This is a genomic window from Streptococcus hyointestinalis (genome assembly GCF_041225505.1).
GTDB classification, from domain to species: Bacteria; Bacillota; Bacilli; order Lactobacillales; family Streptococcaceae; genus Streptococcus; species Streptococcus hyointestinalis_B.
The window spans coordinates 1-15,223 of the sequence record NZ_JBCLSK010000010.1 but is presented as its reverse complement, the minus strand read 5'-3'; the positions used below and the strand labels follow the sequence as shown (position 1 = coordinate 15,223).

Here is a 15,223-nt window from a genome sequence, read left to right as displayed (position 1 = left end):
AGATATAAAAAAATGGTTTACAGGCTTAACCCTAGCACTCCTAGCGCTTTCTTTAGTAGCTTGCACGTCTACAAAAGAAAGCACAAGCAAGAAGTTAAAAGTCGTTGCGACAAACTCCATTATCGCAGATATTACCAAAAATATCGCTGGCGATAAGATTGACCTCCACAGCATCGTCCCTGTCGGAAAAGACCCGCATGAGTATGAGGTTTTGCCAGAGGATTTGAAAAAAAGCTCGCAGGCAGACGTCATTTTCTACAATGGGCTTAATCTCGAAACCGGTGGCTCTGCTTGGTTTTCAAAACTGATGAAAAACGCTAATAAAACAGAAAATAAAGACTATTTTGCGGTCAGCGAGGGCGTGACACCGATTTACCTCGAAGGGAAAAATCAAGCGGGCAAGGAAGATCCTCACGCTTGGCTCAATCTTGAAAACGGCATGATTTACGCTAAAAATATCGCTAAGCAATTGAGCAAAAAAGACCCTGACAATAAAGAAACTTATCAAAAAAATCTCAAAGCCTATCTGAAAAAGCTAAGCCAGCTGGATGCTAGTGCCAAACACCGCTTTGATAACATTCCAAGCGAGCAAAAGCTCATCGTCACCAGCGAAGGCTGCTTTAAGTATTTCTCAAAAGCCTACAATGTACCGTCTGCCTACATCTGGGAAATCAACACTGAAGAAGAAGGCACACCAGAGCAAATCAAACGCTTGGTCACACAGCTACAAGCAAGCAAGGTCAAAGCACTCTTTGTGGAAAGCAGTGTCGATAGCCGTCCCATGAAGTCTATCTCAAAAGAAACAGGTATTCCGATCTACGCTAAAATCTTTACAGACTCTATCGCAAAGAGTGGTAAGACTGGAGATAGCTACTACAGCATGATGGCTTACAACCTTGACACGATCGCTAAAGGTCTTGAAGGCTAATAAAAGCGCTCTAAATGTGACTTTCTGCCTTATTTTTGGTAGAATGGAACTGTTTACAACTATTGCTAAAAAGGAGCGTTTATGGTTACTTACAAAGATGATTTTTACGAAGCTGTCAACGGCGAGTGGGCAAAGACAGCTGTTATTCCAGATGATAAGCCAAGAACTGGCGGTTTTACAGACTTGTCAGACGAGATTGAAGCCTTGATGCTTGACACCACTGACAAGTGGTTAGCTGGGGACGATGTGCCTGATGATGCGGTGCTCAAAAACTTCATCGCCTTTCACCGCATGGTGGCTGACTATGACAAGCGTGAGGAGGTTGGCGTTGCCCCAGCTCTCCCTTTGATTGAAGAATTTAAGGCGCTTACGTCCTTTAAAGACTTGGCGGACAAGATGGCAGATTTTGAGCTGGCTGGAAAGCCTAATGCCCTGCCATTTAGCGTTGCCCCAGACTTTATGGACGCACAGACCAATGTCCTCTGGGCAGAAGCCCCAGGGCTTATCTTGCCAGACACGACCTACTACCAAGAAGGCAATGAACAAGCGCCGGAGCTACTCGCTAAATGGCGTGCCATGTATGAGGAATTGCTACCTAAGTTTGGCTTTTCAGCTGATGAGGTTGCTGGTCTCTTAGACCGTGTCTTGGAGCTTGATAGAAAGCTTTCTGGCTACGTGCTCTCACGTGAGGAGAGCTCGGACTATGTCAGTCTTTACAAGCCTTATGACTGGGCAGACTTTAAAAAGCTTGCGCCAGAATTGCCACTTGATGACATCTTTTCGGCTATCTTAGGCGGTCAAGTGCCTGATAAGGTCATTGTCCCTGAGGAGCGCTTTTGGACAGAGTTTGCAGCGGAGTATTACTCTGAGGCAAACTGGGACTTGCTAAAAGCGGACTTGCTGCTTTCTGCTGCGACCAGCTTTAACAGCTACTTGACAGACGAGATTCGTGTGCTTTCTGGGGCTTACAGCCGTGCTCTCTCAGGCACACCGCAAGCCATGGACAAGAAAAAAGCCGCTTACTACCTAGCGCAGTCTCCTTACACCCAAGCCCTTGGCTTGTGGTATGCTGGTGAGAAATTCTCCAAAGAAGCTAAGGCAGACGTGGAAGCCAAGGTCGCAACTATGATTGAGGTTTACAAATCTCGCCTAGAGGGTGCAGACTGGCTGGAAGAGTCAACACGCCAAAAAGCGATTACAAAACTTAATGTCATCACCCCTCACATTGGCTACCCTGAGAAATTGCCAGACACCTACGCTCAAAAAATCATCGACCCAACCTTGAGTTTAGTTGAAAATGCTGAAAATCTGGCGAAAATTTCGATCGCTCACCATTGGAGCAAGTGGAACAAGCCAGTTGACCGTAGCGAGTGGCACATGCCGGCTCACATGGTCAACGCTTACTACTCACCACAGCAAAACCAAATCGTCTTTCCAGCGGCTATCCTGCAAGCACCGTTTTACTCGCTTGAGCAAAGCTCATCAGCTAACTACGGTGGTATCGGAGCTGTGATTGCTCATGAGATTTCGCATGCCTTTGACACCAACGGTGCTTCCTTTGACGAAAACGGAAGCCTTAACAACTGGTGGACAGACCAAGACTACGCTGCCTTTAAAGAGCGCACGGACAAGGTTGTTGAGCAGTTTGACGGCTTGGACTCTTACGGTGCCAAGGTCAATGGTAAACTCACCGTATCTGAAAATGTCGCTGATCTTGGTGGTGTCGCTTGCGCTCTTGAAGCAGCGAAAAAAGATGACGACTTCTCAGTGACTGACTTCTTTATCAACTTTGCCACCATCTGGCGCATGAAAGCTCGCCCAGAGTACATGCAAATGATGGCAAGCGTTGATGTCCATGCCCCAGGCAAATGGCGCACCAACGTGACTGTAACCAACTTTGACGAATTTCATAAAGCCTTTGATGTCCATCCAGGAGATGGCATGTGGCGCTCCCCAGAGGATCGTGTGATTATCTGGTAACAAAAAAGTTGAGTAGCTTATGCTACTCAACTTTTTTTAATCTTCTGTGATGGTAAATGTCATGTCCTCGGTTGAAATGTCAATCGTCGCACCAATAGTCATGGTTAGCAGAGGTTGCGTGTGCGCAAAGTCCATATCGTAGACGACAGGAATTGTCTGTAAAATAGGGTGCTTGTCTAGGATGAGGCGTAGGAGCGACTCGGTCATCTCGGTTTCTTTTGGAAAGCGCCCGATAAGAAGCGCCTTAGGGTGAGGATAGCTTTGCAGAAGCGCCGCCAAGTTGCGGGTAAAGTCATAAAAGAGGTCTTGTTCAGCCTGCTCGGCAACTAAGACATAATCCGACACCTGTGGGGCATAGTCTGTCCCACGTAGTAGGTTAAAGGTGACGAGATTGCCACCGATAAGGGTTCCTTGAGCCTTGCCGTGCGTGTAGACTTTCCACTGTGTTGGGTAAAAGTGGCGTGGTTGACTAGGATCGTACCAAGCGTCACTCGACCACTGGCTACTTGGAGTCAGCTCATAGCGGGTCTGTGTCATGGCTTGTAGCCACATCTTGCTCTGATAGTCTTGCCCTTCATCCATCTTAAAACTCGAATAGCTAGGTCCCATGTAGGTCATGAGATGAGTCTTGGCAAAGATAGCGTTTAAAAAAGCTGTCGAGTCGGAGTAACCACAGATGATTTTTGGGTGTTTAGCGATAAGGTTATAGTCGAGATAAGGCAATAGCTCATTGGAGTTGAAACCTCCGATAGTAGCCAAAATCGCATCCACATCAGGGTCGCAAAAAGCAGCGTGCAAATCCGCCACACGACTCTCAATAGAAGCCGAAAAGAGCGGGTCATTTTCCAAGTAATGCTCTGAAAAAGAAACCTTAAAGCCAAGCTCCTCCAGCTTTTTCTTTGCCGCTAGATTTGCCTCAAAGCCACCCAAACGCTCAATAGACGAAGATGGACTCAGCACACGAATGTGACTGCCTCTTTCTAGTTTTTTCATCCTCAACACCTCCAAAAGTATAATGGCTTTATTATAGCATAAAGTGGGAGTGAAAAGTGTAGTTAACACAAAAAAGCCCACGAAAGTGAGCTTTTCAATGTCATTTAAGGCGGTAGACGGATTTGAACCGACGATCAAGCTTTTGCAGAGCCGTGCCTTACCACTTGGCTATACCGCCACAACAGATTACATTTTATCTTAATTTTTGAGATTCGTCAAGTGGTAAATGTGAAAAGTTGAGCAACTTTTTAGCGTGAGTGAAAGAAAGGCGGTCAGTTAAGTTGTAATCGTTTACCTGCATTTTACTACAGCAAAAAACCTTTGTCTAACAGTGATAAAGACTTGTTTTTTTTGCCCAATTGTGGTATCATGATGAAGTTGTATCTTACAACAAATACTCATCTCAAACCAATCGTTTGGCTGTTGCCCTTGTGGTGGTCATGCGAGCTGAAGTTTGAGAGAGGCTAAAAAACATTTTATAAAGGAGAATTTACTCATGGCAGTAATTTCAATGAAACAACTTCTTGAAGCTGGTGTTCACTTTGGTCACCAAACACGTCGCTGGAACCCTAAGATGGCTAAATACATCTTTACAGAACGTAACGGTATCCACGTTATCGACCTTCAACAAACTGTAAAATTGGCTGACCAAGCTTACGACTTCGTTCGTGATGCAGCTGCAAACGACGCTGTTATCTTGTTTGTTGGTACTAAAAAACAAGCTGCCGAAGCAATTGCTGAGGAAGCTACTCGTGCAGGTCAATACTACATCAACCACCGTTGGTTGGGTGGAACACTTACAAACTGGGATACAATCCAAAAACGTATCGCTCGTTTGAAAGAAATCAAACAAATGGAAGCTGACGGAACTTTTGAAGTCCTTCCTAAAAAAGAAGTTGCACTTCTTAACAAACAACGTGCACGTCTTGAAAAATTCTTGGGTGGTATCGAAGACATGCCACGCATTCCAGATGTGATCTACATCGTTGACCCACACAAAGAACAAATCGCTGTTAAAGAAGCTAAAAAACTTGGTATCCCAATCGTTGCGATGGTGGATACAAACGCTGATCCAGATGATATCGATGTTATCATCCCAGCTAACGATGACGCTATCCGTGCAGTTAAGTTGATTACTTCTAAATTGGCTGACGCAGTTATCGAAGGACGTCAAGGTGAAGATGCAGATGTTGCTTTTGAAGAAGCTGCAGAAGCTGACTCAATCGAAGAAATCGTTGAAGCTGTTGAAGGTTCAAACGACTAATTGCGTTTTTAAGCTAGGTTGACAAGCTTGTAAAGTAACTGTCAATCTGCTTTACAAAAAGTGTTAATAACTTGTCAAACGGGGCAGACGCAAACCGCTCTGTCTCGTTTTTATAATATGAAAATTAAACATAGGAGACGTTAAAATGGCAGAAATCACAGCTAAACTCGTTAAAGAATTGCGTGAAAAATCTGGTGCTGGTGTCATGGACGCTAAAAAAGCATTGGTTGAAACAGATGGTGACATCGACAAAGCAATTGAATTGCTTCGTGAAAAAGGAATGGCAAAAGCAGCTAAGAAAGCTGACCGTGTCGCTGCAGAAGGTTTGACAGGCGTTTACGTTGATGGTAACGTTGCTGCTGTTGTCGAAGTGAACTCAGAAACAGACTTCGTTGCGAAAAACGACCAATTCGTAGCACTTGTTAACGAAGCTGCAAAAGTTATCGCAGAAGGTAAACCATCTAACGACGCAGAAGCTCTTGCTTTGACAACTGCTTCAGGTGAAACTTTGAAGCAAGCATTTGTTACTGCAACAGCTACTATCGGAGAAAAAATCTCATTCCGTCGCTTTGCCTTGGTTGAAAAGTCTGATGACCAAGTCTTTGGTGCTTACCAACACAACGGCGGACGTATCGGTGTTGTTGCTGTTCTTGAAGGTACAGATGAAGCAACAGCTAAACAAGTTGCAATGCACATCGCTGCGATGAAACCAACTGTTCTTTCTTACGAAGAATTGGATCCTCAATTCGTTAAAGATGAGCTTGCTCAATTGAACCACAAGATCGAACAAGACAATGAAAGCCGTGCTATGGTTGGTAAACCAGCTCTTCCATTCTTGCAATACGGTTCTAAAGCTGAGTTGACAGACGAAGTCATCGCTAAAGCTGAAGAAGCTATCAAAGAAGAATTGGCAGCTGAAGGTAAACCAGAAAAAATCTGGGACAAAATCATCCCTGGTAAAATGGCTCGCTTCATGCTTGACAACACTCAAGTTGACCAAGCTTACACACTTCTTGCACAAGTTTACATCATGGATGACAGCAAGACAGTTGAAGCTTACCTTGACTCAGTAAACGCAAAAGCAGTTGCCTTTGTTCGTTTTGAAGTTGGTGACGGTATCGAAAAAGCAGCCAACGACTTTGAAGCAGAAGTTGCTGCAACTATGGCTGCTGCGCTTGAAAACTAAGCTTTATAAGCCTAACAAAAAGCCCCTAGGGGCTTTTTGTTATTAACCAGTAATAGCCTTGAGCCCAAAGAGTGCGATGGTACCCATGATGAGACCTGCTAGGATAACTCCAAGCATAACAGCGATGATACTTTTCTTAAAGTCCCAGTCAAGGATACTTGCAGCCAGAGTTCCTGTCCAAGCGCCAGTCCCTGGGATAGGAATGCCTACAAAGAGCAAGAGGGCAATGAAAATACCACGCTCACCAGCTACTTTTTCCAGTTTTTGCCCACCGCTGTGTCCTTTTTTGAGACACCAGGTGAAAAAGCCACCGATAAGAGGCTTGTCAGCTCCCCACTCGAGTACCCTTCTGGCAAAGAAGAAGATAATAGGAACAGGCAGCATATTGCCAATAACGCCGATAACAAGAGCCTGCAAGTAAGGAATCCCTGTCGCAATGGCATAAGGAACCGCTCCTCGCAATTCAATCAAGGGAACCATAGAAATGAGCAGTGTAATCAAGTAATTCATAATGATAACCTTTCTTCATTCAGAGTGCTTTCTCCTTAGCTAGAAGCACTTTCTCTATTTTATCTTATCTCTAGGGGATTGACAACTCTAAACCTGCTTTTGCTCGTCTTTTAAGGGTCTTAGTTTGCGAATGGCTTTATTTTTGATATAATAAATGTCAGTATTAGTCAAAGAAGAAAGGAGACGCTAGTGGCTACAAAAAATACCTCTGATAATATCGAGGACTATATCAAAAACTTGCTAGCACAATCTGGTATCGCAGAAATCAAGCGTTCGCTATTAGCCGATACCTTTCAAGTCGTGCCAAGTCAGATAAACTACGTGATAAAGACACGCTTTACTGAGAGTCGTGGCTATACTGTAGAGAGTAAGCGTGGCGGTGGCGGTTATATCCGCATTGCTAAGGTTCACTTCTCAGATAAGCACCAGATGTTGGGTAATCTCCAAGCAACTATTGGTGAGCAGATTAGTCAGCAGGTCTATGAGGACGTCATCCAGCTTTTGTTTGAAGATGAGGTGATTAGTGAGCGTGAGGGTCATCTGCTTTTGGTGACCGCCTGTGATGAGGTGCTAGGAGAGGACGCTCCTAAGATTCGAGCACGTATGCTACGCAAACTGCTCCAAAGATTGGATAGAAAAGGGTTTCATTTATGAGCGATTATTCATATAAATTACAAGAAGTATTTAGCTTAGCGCAGTATGAGGCGGCACGCTATGACAGTAGCTACCTTGAGACTTGGCATGTCTTGCTGGCTATGGTGGGTATCAGAGATTCGATTGCGGGCTTGACCTTTGCAGAGTATGAGGACAAGGTGCGCTTTGAGGATTATGAGAGTGCTGCGATTTTAGTGATGGACAGGTCTCCTCGTGACAATGTAGCGGTGACTTTCCGTCCGCAATCACGAGCTTTGTCTGAAGTGCTAGACTTAGCGCAGAAAATCCAAAAAGTCACAGGCAGTGAAGCTGTAGGGACAGAGCATGTTTTATTTGCTATCTTGGTCAATAAAGATTTGCTGGCGACGAGACTCCTTGAGCTGGTTGGCTTTAAGTACAAGGGCGATGGTGACTCCTTGCGTCTTTTGGATCTTAGAAAGTCGCTTGAGCGCAATGCTGGCTTTACCAAGGAAAATATCAAGGCGATTCACACTCTTCGCAGTCCTAAGCCAGCAAAAGCTGGAGGCAACTTTTCAGATATGATGCGTCCGCAGAGTACAGCTGGAGACTTGGCAGACTTTACACGTGACTTGACTGCGCAAGCTCGTGCAGGCAAGCTAGAGCCTGTTATCGGTCGGGACAAAGAAATTGCCAGAATGATTCAGGTGCTGAGCCGTAAAACCAAGAACAATCCGGTTCTTGTCGGTGATGCTGGTGTCGGAAAGACAGCTCTTGCTTATGGTTTAGCGCAGCGCATTGCCACAGGTGATATTCCTTATGAGCTTCGTGATATGCGTGTGCTAGAGCTTGATATGATGAGTGTCATTGCTGGGACGCGTTTTCGTGGCGACTTTGAGGAGCGCATGAATCAGATCATCTCAGACATTGAAGAGGACGGCCATATTATTCTTTTTATCGATGAGTTGCACACGATTATGGGCTCAGGTAGCGGGATTGATAGTACGCTGGATGCGGCAAATATCCTCAAACCCGCTCTTGCTCGTGGGACTTTGCGCACGGTAGGGGCAACCACTCAAGAAGAGTACCAAAAGCATATCGAAAAAGATGCAGCACTGTCTCGTCGCTTTGCCAAGATTTTGGTTGAAGAGCCAACAGTTGAGCAGGCTTATGACATCTTGCTTGGTTTGAAAGCATCCTATGAGGATTTTCACCATGTGACTATCTCTGATGAGGCGGTCAAAACGGCGGTCACAGCAGCCCACCGTTACCTAACCAGTAAGCAATTGCCAGACTCTGCTATTGATTTACTGGATGAGGCGAGTGCGACGGTTCAGACCATGGTCAAAAAAGAAGACACAGGCTTTTTAAATCCTGTGGATGAAGCCGTTTTAAACGATGACATGGTCTTGGCGACAAAATTGCTCAAAAAAGCAACCAGCCAAAAAGAAAAAACACGTCAAGCCGTGACACCAGAGCATATCCTAGCGACCCTGAGCCGTCTATCAGGTATCCCAGTTGAGAAGATGACCGCTTCTGACAATAAGAAATACCTCAATTTGGAGAAAGAACTGCACAAGCGTGTGATTGGTCAGGATGAGGCAGTTTCTAGCATTAGCCGTGCCATTCGTCGTAACCAGTCTGGCATTCGATCAGGCAAACGCCCAATTGGCTCCTTTATGTTTCTAGGTCCGACAGGTGTCGGAAAGACTGAGCTGGCTAAGGCACTTGCTGAAGTGCTCTTTGATGATGAGTCAGCACTTATCCGCTTTGACATGTCGGAGTACATGGAGAAATTCGCAGCCAGTCGTCTAAACGGTGCGCCCCCAGGTTATGTCGGCTATGATGAGGGTGGTGAGCTGACAGAGAAAGTCCGCAACAAGCCTTACTCTGTGCTTCTCTTTGACGAGGTGGAAAAGGCACACCCAGACATTTTCAATCTGCTACTTCAAGTGCTAGATGACGGTGTTCTGACCGATAGTAAGGGACGAAAAGTCGACTTTTCAAACACGATTATCATCATGACTAGCAATCTAGGAGCGACAGCCCTTCGTGATGACAAGACGGTTGGCTTTGGAGCGCAGGCACAAGCTCACTCTCACCAAGCGGTGCAATCTCGTATCTTTGAAGAGTTGAAACGTGCTTATCGCCCAGAGTTTCTAAACCGTATTGATGAAAAGGTTGTCTTTCATAGTTTGACGCAAGAGGATATGCAGGAAGTGGTTAAGATTATGATTAAACCGTTGATTGCTCGTCTTGCGGAGAAAGGTATCACGCTAAAAGTACAGCCTGCAGCGCTTAGATACTTAGCTGAAAAAGGCTACAACCCAGAGATGGGGGCTCGCCCTCTACGTCGTACCTTGCAGACAGATGTTGAGGACAAGCTGGCTGAAATGCTCCTTGGCGGTGAGCTCGATGACGCTAAAACTCTCAAAATCGGCTGCCGTAAAAATCAGCTGGTCTTTACAGTAGATTAGAAACAAAAAGTTCCTTGAATCATCAAGGAACTTTTTTAGAGATAAACCACACTAAGTGCGCCAAATCCGACTTCTCCTTTGAGGTAGAGGGTTTTGCTGTCCTCTGTGATAGGGGCAGTCTGTGGAAGGTCAACACCGCCAAAGACTGTTTCGATGTTGCTTTTGACAATCCAGTTTTTAGGAATGTAGAGCACCAGCTTACCAAATCCGACCTCGACATTCACCTCAGCGCTGTCGCCTTGGATGATGGCATTGTCAAAATAGACGTTAAGCTTGCCAAATCCGATCTCAGCCTTGGCATAATGAAAATCAGGGTCATTGATGTAGCGGCTGCTAGAGCCAAAGGAAGTGGACAGGTGGTGGTCATCCGTACTTTCTATAAAGGTGTCATCATGTCTTTTTTTGTACCAGTGTCTGCGAGAAGAGGGAAAAATCATGGCAAGTCCGATGAAAAAGAGCCAACCAACAAGGATGAGAATAGACAGTGACAAGTGCACCCAGTGGTAGCTTTGATTGCCAATCAAAAAAGCGATGTAGAAAAAGACGAGTCCACTTAGCCAACCTCTATCAAACCAACGACTAAGCCCAAAGATAACAAACAAGCCCATCCAAATTAGCACCCAGATGTTGCCTGAAAAGATACTGTAGAGCCCTTGCAGAACCAGCAAAAGCGCCAGTCCAATCAAGAGTAAACCTGACAAAATGCGACGTGATGTGTGTTTCATATTAAAATCCTCCTAAATAACCTAATGGTGTCTTATCGTGTGTCATGCAATTTTTCCTTTAACATGTGGTAGTAGTGTCTGGAGACATGCACCTGCTTTTTGGTGTCGTAAAAACGCACAGTGCTTGTCCCAGAAAAAGACTTTTCTAAAGCGTAAATCTCTCGGGTATTGACGTCTAAAGCGTAAATCTCTCGGGTATTGACGATAGTAGACTTTGAGATTCGGCAAAAATAGTGCGGCAGCTGCTCTTCAAGCTCATAGAGCTTGAGCTTGACCTCGTAGGCTTCCTCTCTAGCGTGCGCATAGATTTTGCTGCCGTCAGTCTCAAAGAAAAGAATACTCTCAATTTTCACGTAAAATTCATTATTTCCCCGATAAAAGAGAATAGGTGGGGCGACTGCTTTTTCTAATGAGCGTTTGATACTCTCGATTTCAGGTGTCAACTGACTGGTGCGAATCACTACCTCCACATCCTCTAAACTATCGTCTAGTTCGATTGTGATTTTCATTATCAACCTCCTTGACCTCTTCATTATATCAGCTCCTAGCGCATAAACAAGGGCTTTTTGCTAAGTGGTTGTTTTTTGCTATCAAGTGGTAAAAAGACTCAAACGACAGGGGTGAAAAAAGGGAGGTAAAAATTTCTCTATTCTAATCTTTTTCTCTTGACTATTTCTGACCAAGTGTTAAAATAGAATCATGAATTAGCACTCACCTATAAAGAGTGCTAAAAATAGCATGTTTGGAGGTAATATTATGTTGAAACCATTAGGAGACCGTGTGGTTCTTAGTGTAACAGAAGAAAAAGAACAAAAGATTGGTGGCTTTGTGATTGCTGGCGCAAACGATGACAAGACCAAAACAGCAACAGTAGTCGCTGTAGGAGAAGGTGCACGCACTTTAAACGGTGACTTGATTGCCCCTAGCCTAAAAGCTGGTGACACTGTGGTATTTGAGCCTTACTCAAGTGTAGAAGTCAAAGATGGCGATGACACTTATGCCATTGTCCGTGAATCAGATGTATTAGCGATTTTGAGCTAAAATAAATGAAATGTAATCGAGGTAAATAAAATGGCAAAAGATATTAAATTTTCAGCAGACGCAAGAACAGCCATGGTACGTGGCGTGGACATCCTAGCAGATACCGTCAAGGTAACGCTTGGTCCTAAAGGACGTAATGTCGTCCTTGAAAAATCCTTTGGCTCACCGCTTATCACCAATGACGGTGTGACCATCGCTAAAGAAATCGAGCTAGAAGACCACTTTGAAAATATGGGAGCTAAGCTCGTTTCTGAAGTGGCTTCAAAAACCAACGACATCGCAGGTGACGGAACGACAACAGCGACTGTCCTTACCCAAGCTATCGTGCGTGAAGGGCTTAAAAACGTAACAGCAGGAGCTAACCCAATCGGTATCCGCCGTGGGATTGAAGCTGCGGTAGCCGCAGCCGTTGAAGAGTTGAAAGCCATCTCTCAACCCGTATCAGGCAAAGAAGCTATCGCCCAAGTCGCTGCCGTATCTTCTCGCTCTGAAAAAGTCGGTGAGTACATCTCAGAAGCCATGGAAAAAGTTGGTAATGACGGTGTCATCACTATCGAAGAATCTCGTGGTATGGAGACAGAGCTTGATGTTGTTGAAGGGATGCAATTTGACCGTGGTTACCTCTCACAATACATGGTAACAGACAACGAAAAAATGGTAGCAGACCTTGACAATCCATACATCCTTATCACCGATAAGAAAATCTCAAACATCCAAGATGTGCTTCCATTGTTAGAAGAAATCTTGAAAACCAACCGTCCACTGCTCATCATCGCTGACGATGTTGATGGCGAAGCTCTGCCAACCCTTGTCCTCAACAAAATCCGTGGTACCTTTAACGTTGTAGCCGTCAAAGCGCCAGGATTTGGTGACCGTCGTAAGGCTATGCTTGAAGATATCGCTATCCTCACAGGTGGTACAGTTATCACTGAAGATTTGGGACTTGATTTGAAAGACGCAACAATGGCAATTCTTGGTCAAGCAGCTAAAGTAACCGTTGACAAAGACAGCACTGTTATCGTTGAAGGTGCTGGTCAAGCAGAAGCTATTGCTAACCGTGTCAATATCATCAAATCACAAATTGAAAGCACAACGTCAGAATTTGACCGTGAAAAACTGCAAGAACGTTTGGCAAAACTCTCTGGCGGTGTGGCAGTCATCAAGGTTGGTGCAGCCACTGAAACCGAACTTAAAGAAATGAAACTTCGCATTGAAGACGCTCTGAATGCCACACGTGCAGCCGTTGAAGAAGGTATCGTCTCTGGTGGTGGTACTGCTCTTGTCAATGTTATTAGTAAAGTGGCAAGTCTTGAACTTTCAGGCGATGAAGCGACAGGACGTAACATCGTTCTTCGTGCCCTTGAAGAGCCAGTCCGTCAAATTGCTTACAACGCTGGCTACGAAGGCTCTGTTGTCATTGAGCGTTTGAAAAATAGCGAGCTAGGTACAGGCTTTAATGCTGCTAACGGTGAGTGGGTCAACATGGTGGACGCTGGTATCATCGACCCTGTCAAAGTGACACGCTCTGCCCTTCAAAATGCCGCTTCAGTCGCAAGCCTTATCCTAACAACCGAAGCTGTCGTTGCTGACAAACCAGCTCCAGAAGCGCCAGCTGCCCCAGCCATGGACCCTAGCATGATGGGTGGCATGATGTAATCAAATCAAAAACTCTTGAGCAATCAAGAGTTTTTTTGGTGGAAAAGAAGTCGATATTTTCTGAAAAGTTGCTTTTCTCTGTGATATAATAAGAGCAAGAATCACTTTGACATTTGCTTTAGGGGAGAGGCTGGTATGAAAAAGGTGTTATCATTTCCTGTAGTTGTTACTAGTATCACGGTGTTATTGACTTTGGGGATATATGCTTGGGGACAACAAAAAGCGCTAAATCCTAATCAGCTGACTGTTGGGACGACTTATATGACGATGAATAATGATTTTTATCAAGTGGTAAATGACGAGATTGTCCGTAAGCTAGAAAGACAAGGCAATGATGACTTATGCCAAATCACGTCCGTTGCTGTGGAGAGGTTTTGTTGTAATAACACTCATCGCTGTTATCTATCATGCTTCCTTATACCTGCTTTGTACGACCTATATCATCGAGATAGGAGCTAGTCAAGACTTTCTCGATAAGGTTGGTGTCATTCCTACAGCACCTTCGACGGTCTTTTTAGGAAGTATCTTCTCGTTTTTGCTCTTACTCGGTCTCATCCATCTGCGTCAGTCTCTGTTTGAAAAGAGCATTTATGAGGAGTGGCTTTTGTTTCTTGAGATTTGCTTGCTGCTGGTGACTTTTAGCTTTTTGCAGGGGAGCTATAATGGCGTTATTCTTCTAGTTTTATTAGATATTTTCCAGACTTATACGGATTTTTACACGGCTAGGCAGAGGCGCTACTGGGTGCTCTTTTTGGTATTCAGTTTTGCTATGTTGCTCTTGTCCAATAGCCAAATTTTAGCCATGGTTGTCAAATTACCAACCTTAGAGGTCTATCTGAGCTTTTTACCGACTCGCTACCACATGCTGACGCTATTTATCAAGTCTTCTCTCTATTCATTTAGTGTCATGATTTTTATTGTCAATCTTATCCTAGCTATCATCTACTCCGTGTCCGAAACGCATAAAATCGAGGAAGAGTTACGCATGGCTGAGCAGGCAAATAGAGAGCTGCACAGCTACCTTGCCTATCAGTGAGAAAAATGCTAAGGACAAGGAGAGAAAGCGTATCGCAAGAGAAATACACGATACACTAGGACATGCTTTGACAGGGATTTCTGCTGGTATAGATGCTGTGCTTGTTCTGATTGACCTTGACCCAAGTAGAGCCAAAAAGCAGCTGAAAAATATCTCAGAAGTGGTTCGAGAAGGTATCAAAGACGTGAGGCGCTCCATTGAAAAGCTAAGACCAGGTGCGCTTGAAGGGCAGTCTTTACAAGTGGCACTAGAGAAGATTATCCGTGATTATGAGGTGTTGTCAGACTTAGAAATTACGCTGGATTATCAGTGGGGTGCTGTTGATTTAGAGGTGACTAAAGAAGACATCATCTTTCGAGTTATCTAAAGATTTTATTATCCGCAATGTTCCTGAAAAAGTTTTTTCGCAATTACATGCGTTATCGGAAGAATATCAGTACCCTTCATTCAACGAATTTATGCTCGCTCAATTGCAGCGTATTGTTGAAAATGGTGGGTTAGATTTATACGATAATAAGTTTGCGGAAACTTTAGCTGATATTAAAGAGCAACAAGCGAACATACTCAATCAATTACTGAAAAATGAAATTAAGTTACTGGCTTACAGTACCAAGCAAGATATTGTAGAAGAGCTGACGACAGACTGGCTTCGTTTTATGGATGATGTGGATGCTCTCAATGCAGAAAGAAATGCAGGAGGCTCATCATGAAGAAAAATAAATTCTTACTTGTCAGCCTTTCTTTAAACCCTACTCAGAAGAACTACTAGAAAAGGCTTTTCAGGCGATTAAGCAGCACGATAAAGGCAAGTTACG

At 44.5% G+C, this 15,223-nt stretch carries 15 protein-coding genes and 1 tRNA gene; 11 read left to right on the top strand and 5 right to left on the bottom strand.

The annotated features are described in order from the left end of the window. Positions 1–4: 4 nt before the first annotated feature. Both AALA56_RS03860 and AALA56_RS03855 read left to right on the top strand, forming a co-directional pair. Entirely contained in the window at positions 5–928 is a 924-nt protein-coding gene (locus tag AALA56_RS03860) for a metal ABC transporter substrate-binding lipoprotein (protein WP_369908865.1), read from the top strand. A gap of 81 nt (positions 929–1,009) precedes the next feature. Further along, complete coding sequence (locus tag AALA56_RS03855; protein WP_369908829.1) at positions 1,010–2,908, top strand: M13 family metallopeptidase; 1,899 nt, start codon at positions 1,010–1,012, stop codon at positions 2,906–2,908. Positions 2,909–2,944: 36 nt separating this feature from the next. On the opposite strand, the gene AALA56_RS03850 is transcribed toward AALA56_RS03855, so the two are convergent. Continuing rightward, positions 2,945–3,901, bottom strand: coding sequence for a S66 family peptidase (locus AALA56_RS03850; protein WP_369908828.1), 957 nt, complete (start codon positions 3,899–3,901; stop codon positions 2,945–2,947). 107 nt (positions 3,902–4,008) lie between these two features. Then, positions 4,009–4,079, bottom strand: a tRNA-Cys gene (locus tag AALA56_RS03845). Positions 4,080–4,397: 318 nt separating this feature from the next. Here AALA56_RS03845 and rpsB point away from each other — a divergent pair. Both rpsB and tsf read left to right on the top strand, forming a co-directional pair. Then, positions 4,398–5,165: a 30S ribosomal protein S2 gene (gene rpsB, locus AALA56_RS03840; RefSeq protein ID WP_115271390.1), complete on the top strand. Its 768-nt coding sequence runs from the start codon at positions 4,398–4,400 to the stop codon at positions 5,163–5,165. Positions 5,166–5,310: 145 nt separating this feature from the next. Next, positions 5,311–6,351, top strand: a complete 1,041-nt coding sequence (gene tsf, locus AALA56_RS03835) for a translation elongation factor Ts (protein WP_369908827.1) — start codon at positions 5,311–5,313, stop codon at positions 6,349–6,351. Positions 6,352–6,393: 42 nt separating this feature from the next. Here tsf and AALA56_RS03830 read toward each other — a convergent pair whose 3' ends face one another. Continuing rightward, on the bottom strand, positions 6,394–6,861 hold the full coding sequence (locus tag AALA56_RS03830) for a COG2426 family protein (protein WP_369908826.1): 468 nt from the start codon (positions 6,859–6,861) through the stop codon (positions 6,394–6,396). 189 nt (positions 6,862–7,050) lie between these two features. Here AALA56_RS03830 and AALA56_RS03825 point away from each other — a divergent pair, with 189 nt between their 5' ends. After that, positions 7,051–7,515, top strand: coding sequence for a CtsR family transcriptional regulator (locus AALA56_RS03825; protein WP_369908825.1), 465 nt, complete (start codon positions 7,051–7,053; stop codon positions 7,513–7,515). Further along, complete coding sequence (locus AALA56_RS03820) at positions 7,512–9,950, top strand: ATP-dependent Clp protease ATP-binding subunit (RefSeq protein ID WP_369908824.1); 2,439 nt, start codon at positions 7,512–7,514, stop codon at positions 9,948–9,950. The genes AALA56_RS03825 and AALA56_RS03820 overlap by 4 nt, the downstream gene beginning before the upstream one ends. Before the next feature lie 35 nt (positions 9,951–9,985). On the opposite strand, the gene AALA56_RS03815 is transcribed toward AALA56_RS03820, so the two are convergent. Further along, positions 9,986–10,675 carry a hypothetical protein gene (locus AALA56_RS03815; protein WP_369908823.1) on the bottom strand — a complete coding sequence of 230 codons (690 nt, stop codon included), beginning with the start codon at positions 10,673–10,675 and terminating at the stop codon, positions 9,986–9,988. Positions 10,676–10,707: 32 nt separating this feature from the next. After that, positions 10,708–11,184, bottom strand: coding sequence for a LytTR family DNA-binding domain-containing protein (locus tag AALA56_RS03810; protein WP_369908822.1), 477 nt, complete (start codon positions 11,182–11,184; stop codon positions 10,708–10,710). 247 nt (positions 11,185–11,431) lie between these two features. Here AALA56_RS03810 and groES point away from each other — a divergent pair, with 247 nt between their 5' ends. The 5 genes from groES to AALA56_RS03785 all read left to right on the top strand — a co-directional run bounded on the left by groES (position 11,432) and on the right by AALA56_RS03785 (position 15,118). Next, complete coding sequence (gene groES, locus AALA56_RS03805) at positions 11,432–11,716, top strand: co-chaperone GroES (RefSeq protein WP_369908821.1); 285 nt, start codon at positions 11,432–11,434, stop codon at positions 11,714–11,716. A gap of 30 nt (positions 11,717–11,746) precedes the next feature. Next, positions 11,747–13,372 (top strand): chaperonin GroEL, encoded by a 1,626-nt coding sequence (gene groL / locus AALA56_RS03800; protein WP_369908820.1) that lies wholly within the window; start codon positions 11,747–11,749, stop codon positions 13,370–13,372. A gap of 334 nt (positions 13,373–13,706) precedes the next feature. Next, a complete protein-coding gene (locus tag AALA56_RS03795) occupies positions 13,707–14,408 on the top strand; it encodes a hypothetical protein (protein WP_369908819.1) in 702 nt (233 codons plus the stop codon). After that, positions 14,395–14,775: a sensor histidine kinase gene (locus tag AALA56_RS03790; RefSeq protein ID WP_369908818.1), complete on the top strand. Its 381-nt coding sequence runs from the start codon at positions 14,395–14,397 to the stop codon at positions 14,773–14,775. Before AALA56_RS03795 ends, AALA56_RS03790 begins: the two co-directional genes overlap by 14 nt. Before the next feature lie 7 nt (positions 14,776–14,782). After that, positions 14,783–15,118, top strand: coding sequence for a hypothetical protein (locus AALA56_RS03785; protein WP_369908864.1), 336 nt, complete (start codon positions 14,783–14,785; stop codon positions 15,116–15,118). Positions 15,119–15,223 lie beyond the last annotated feature (105 nt).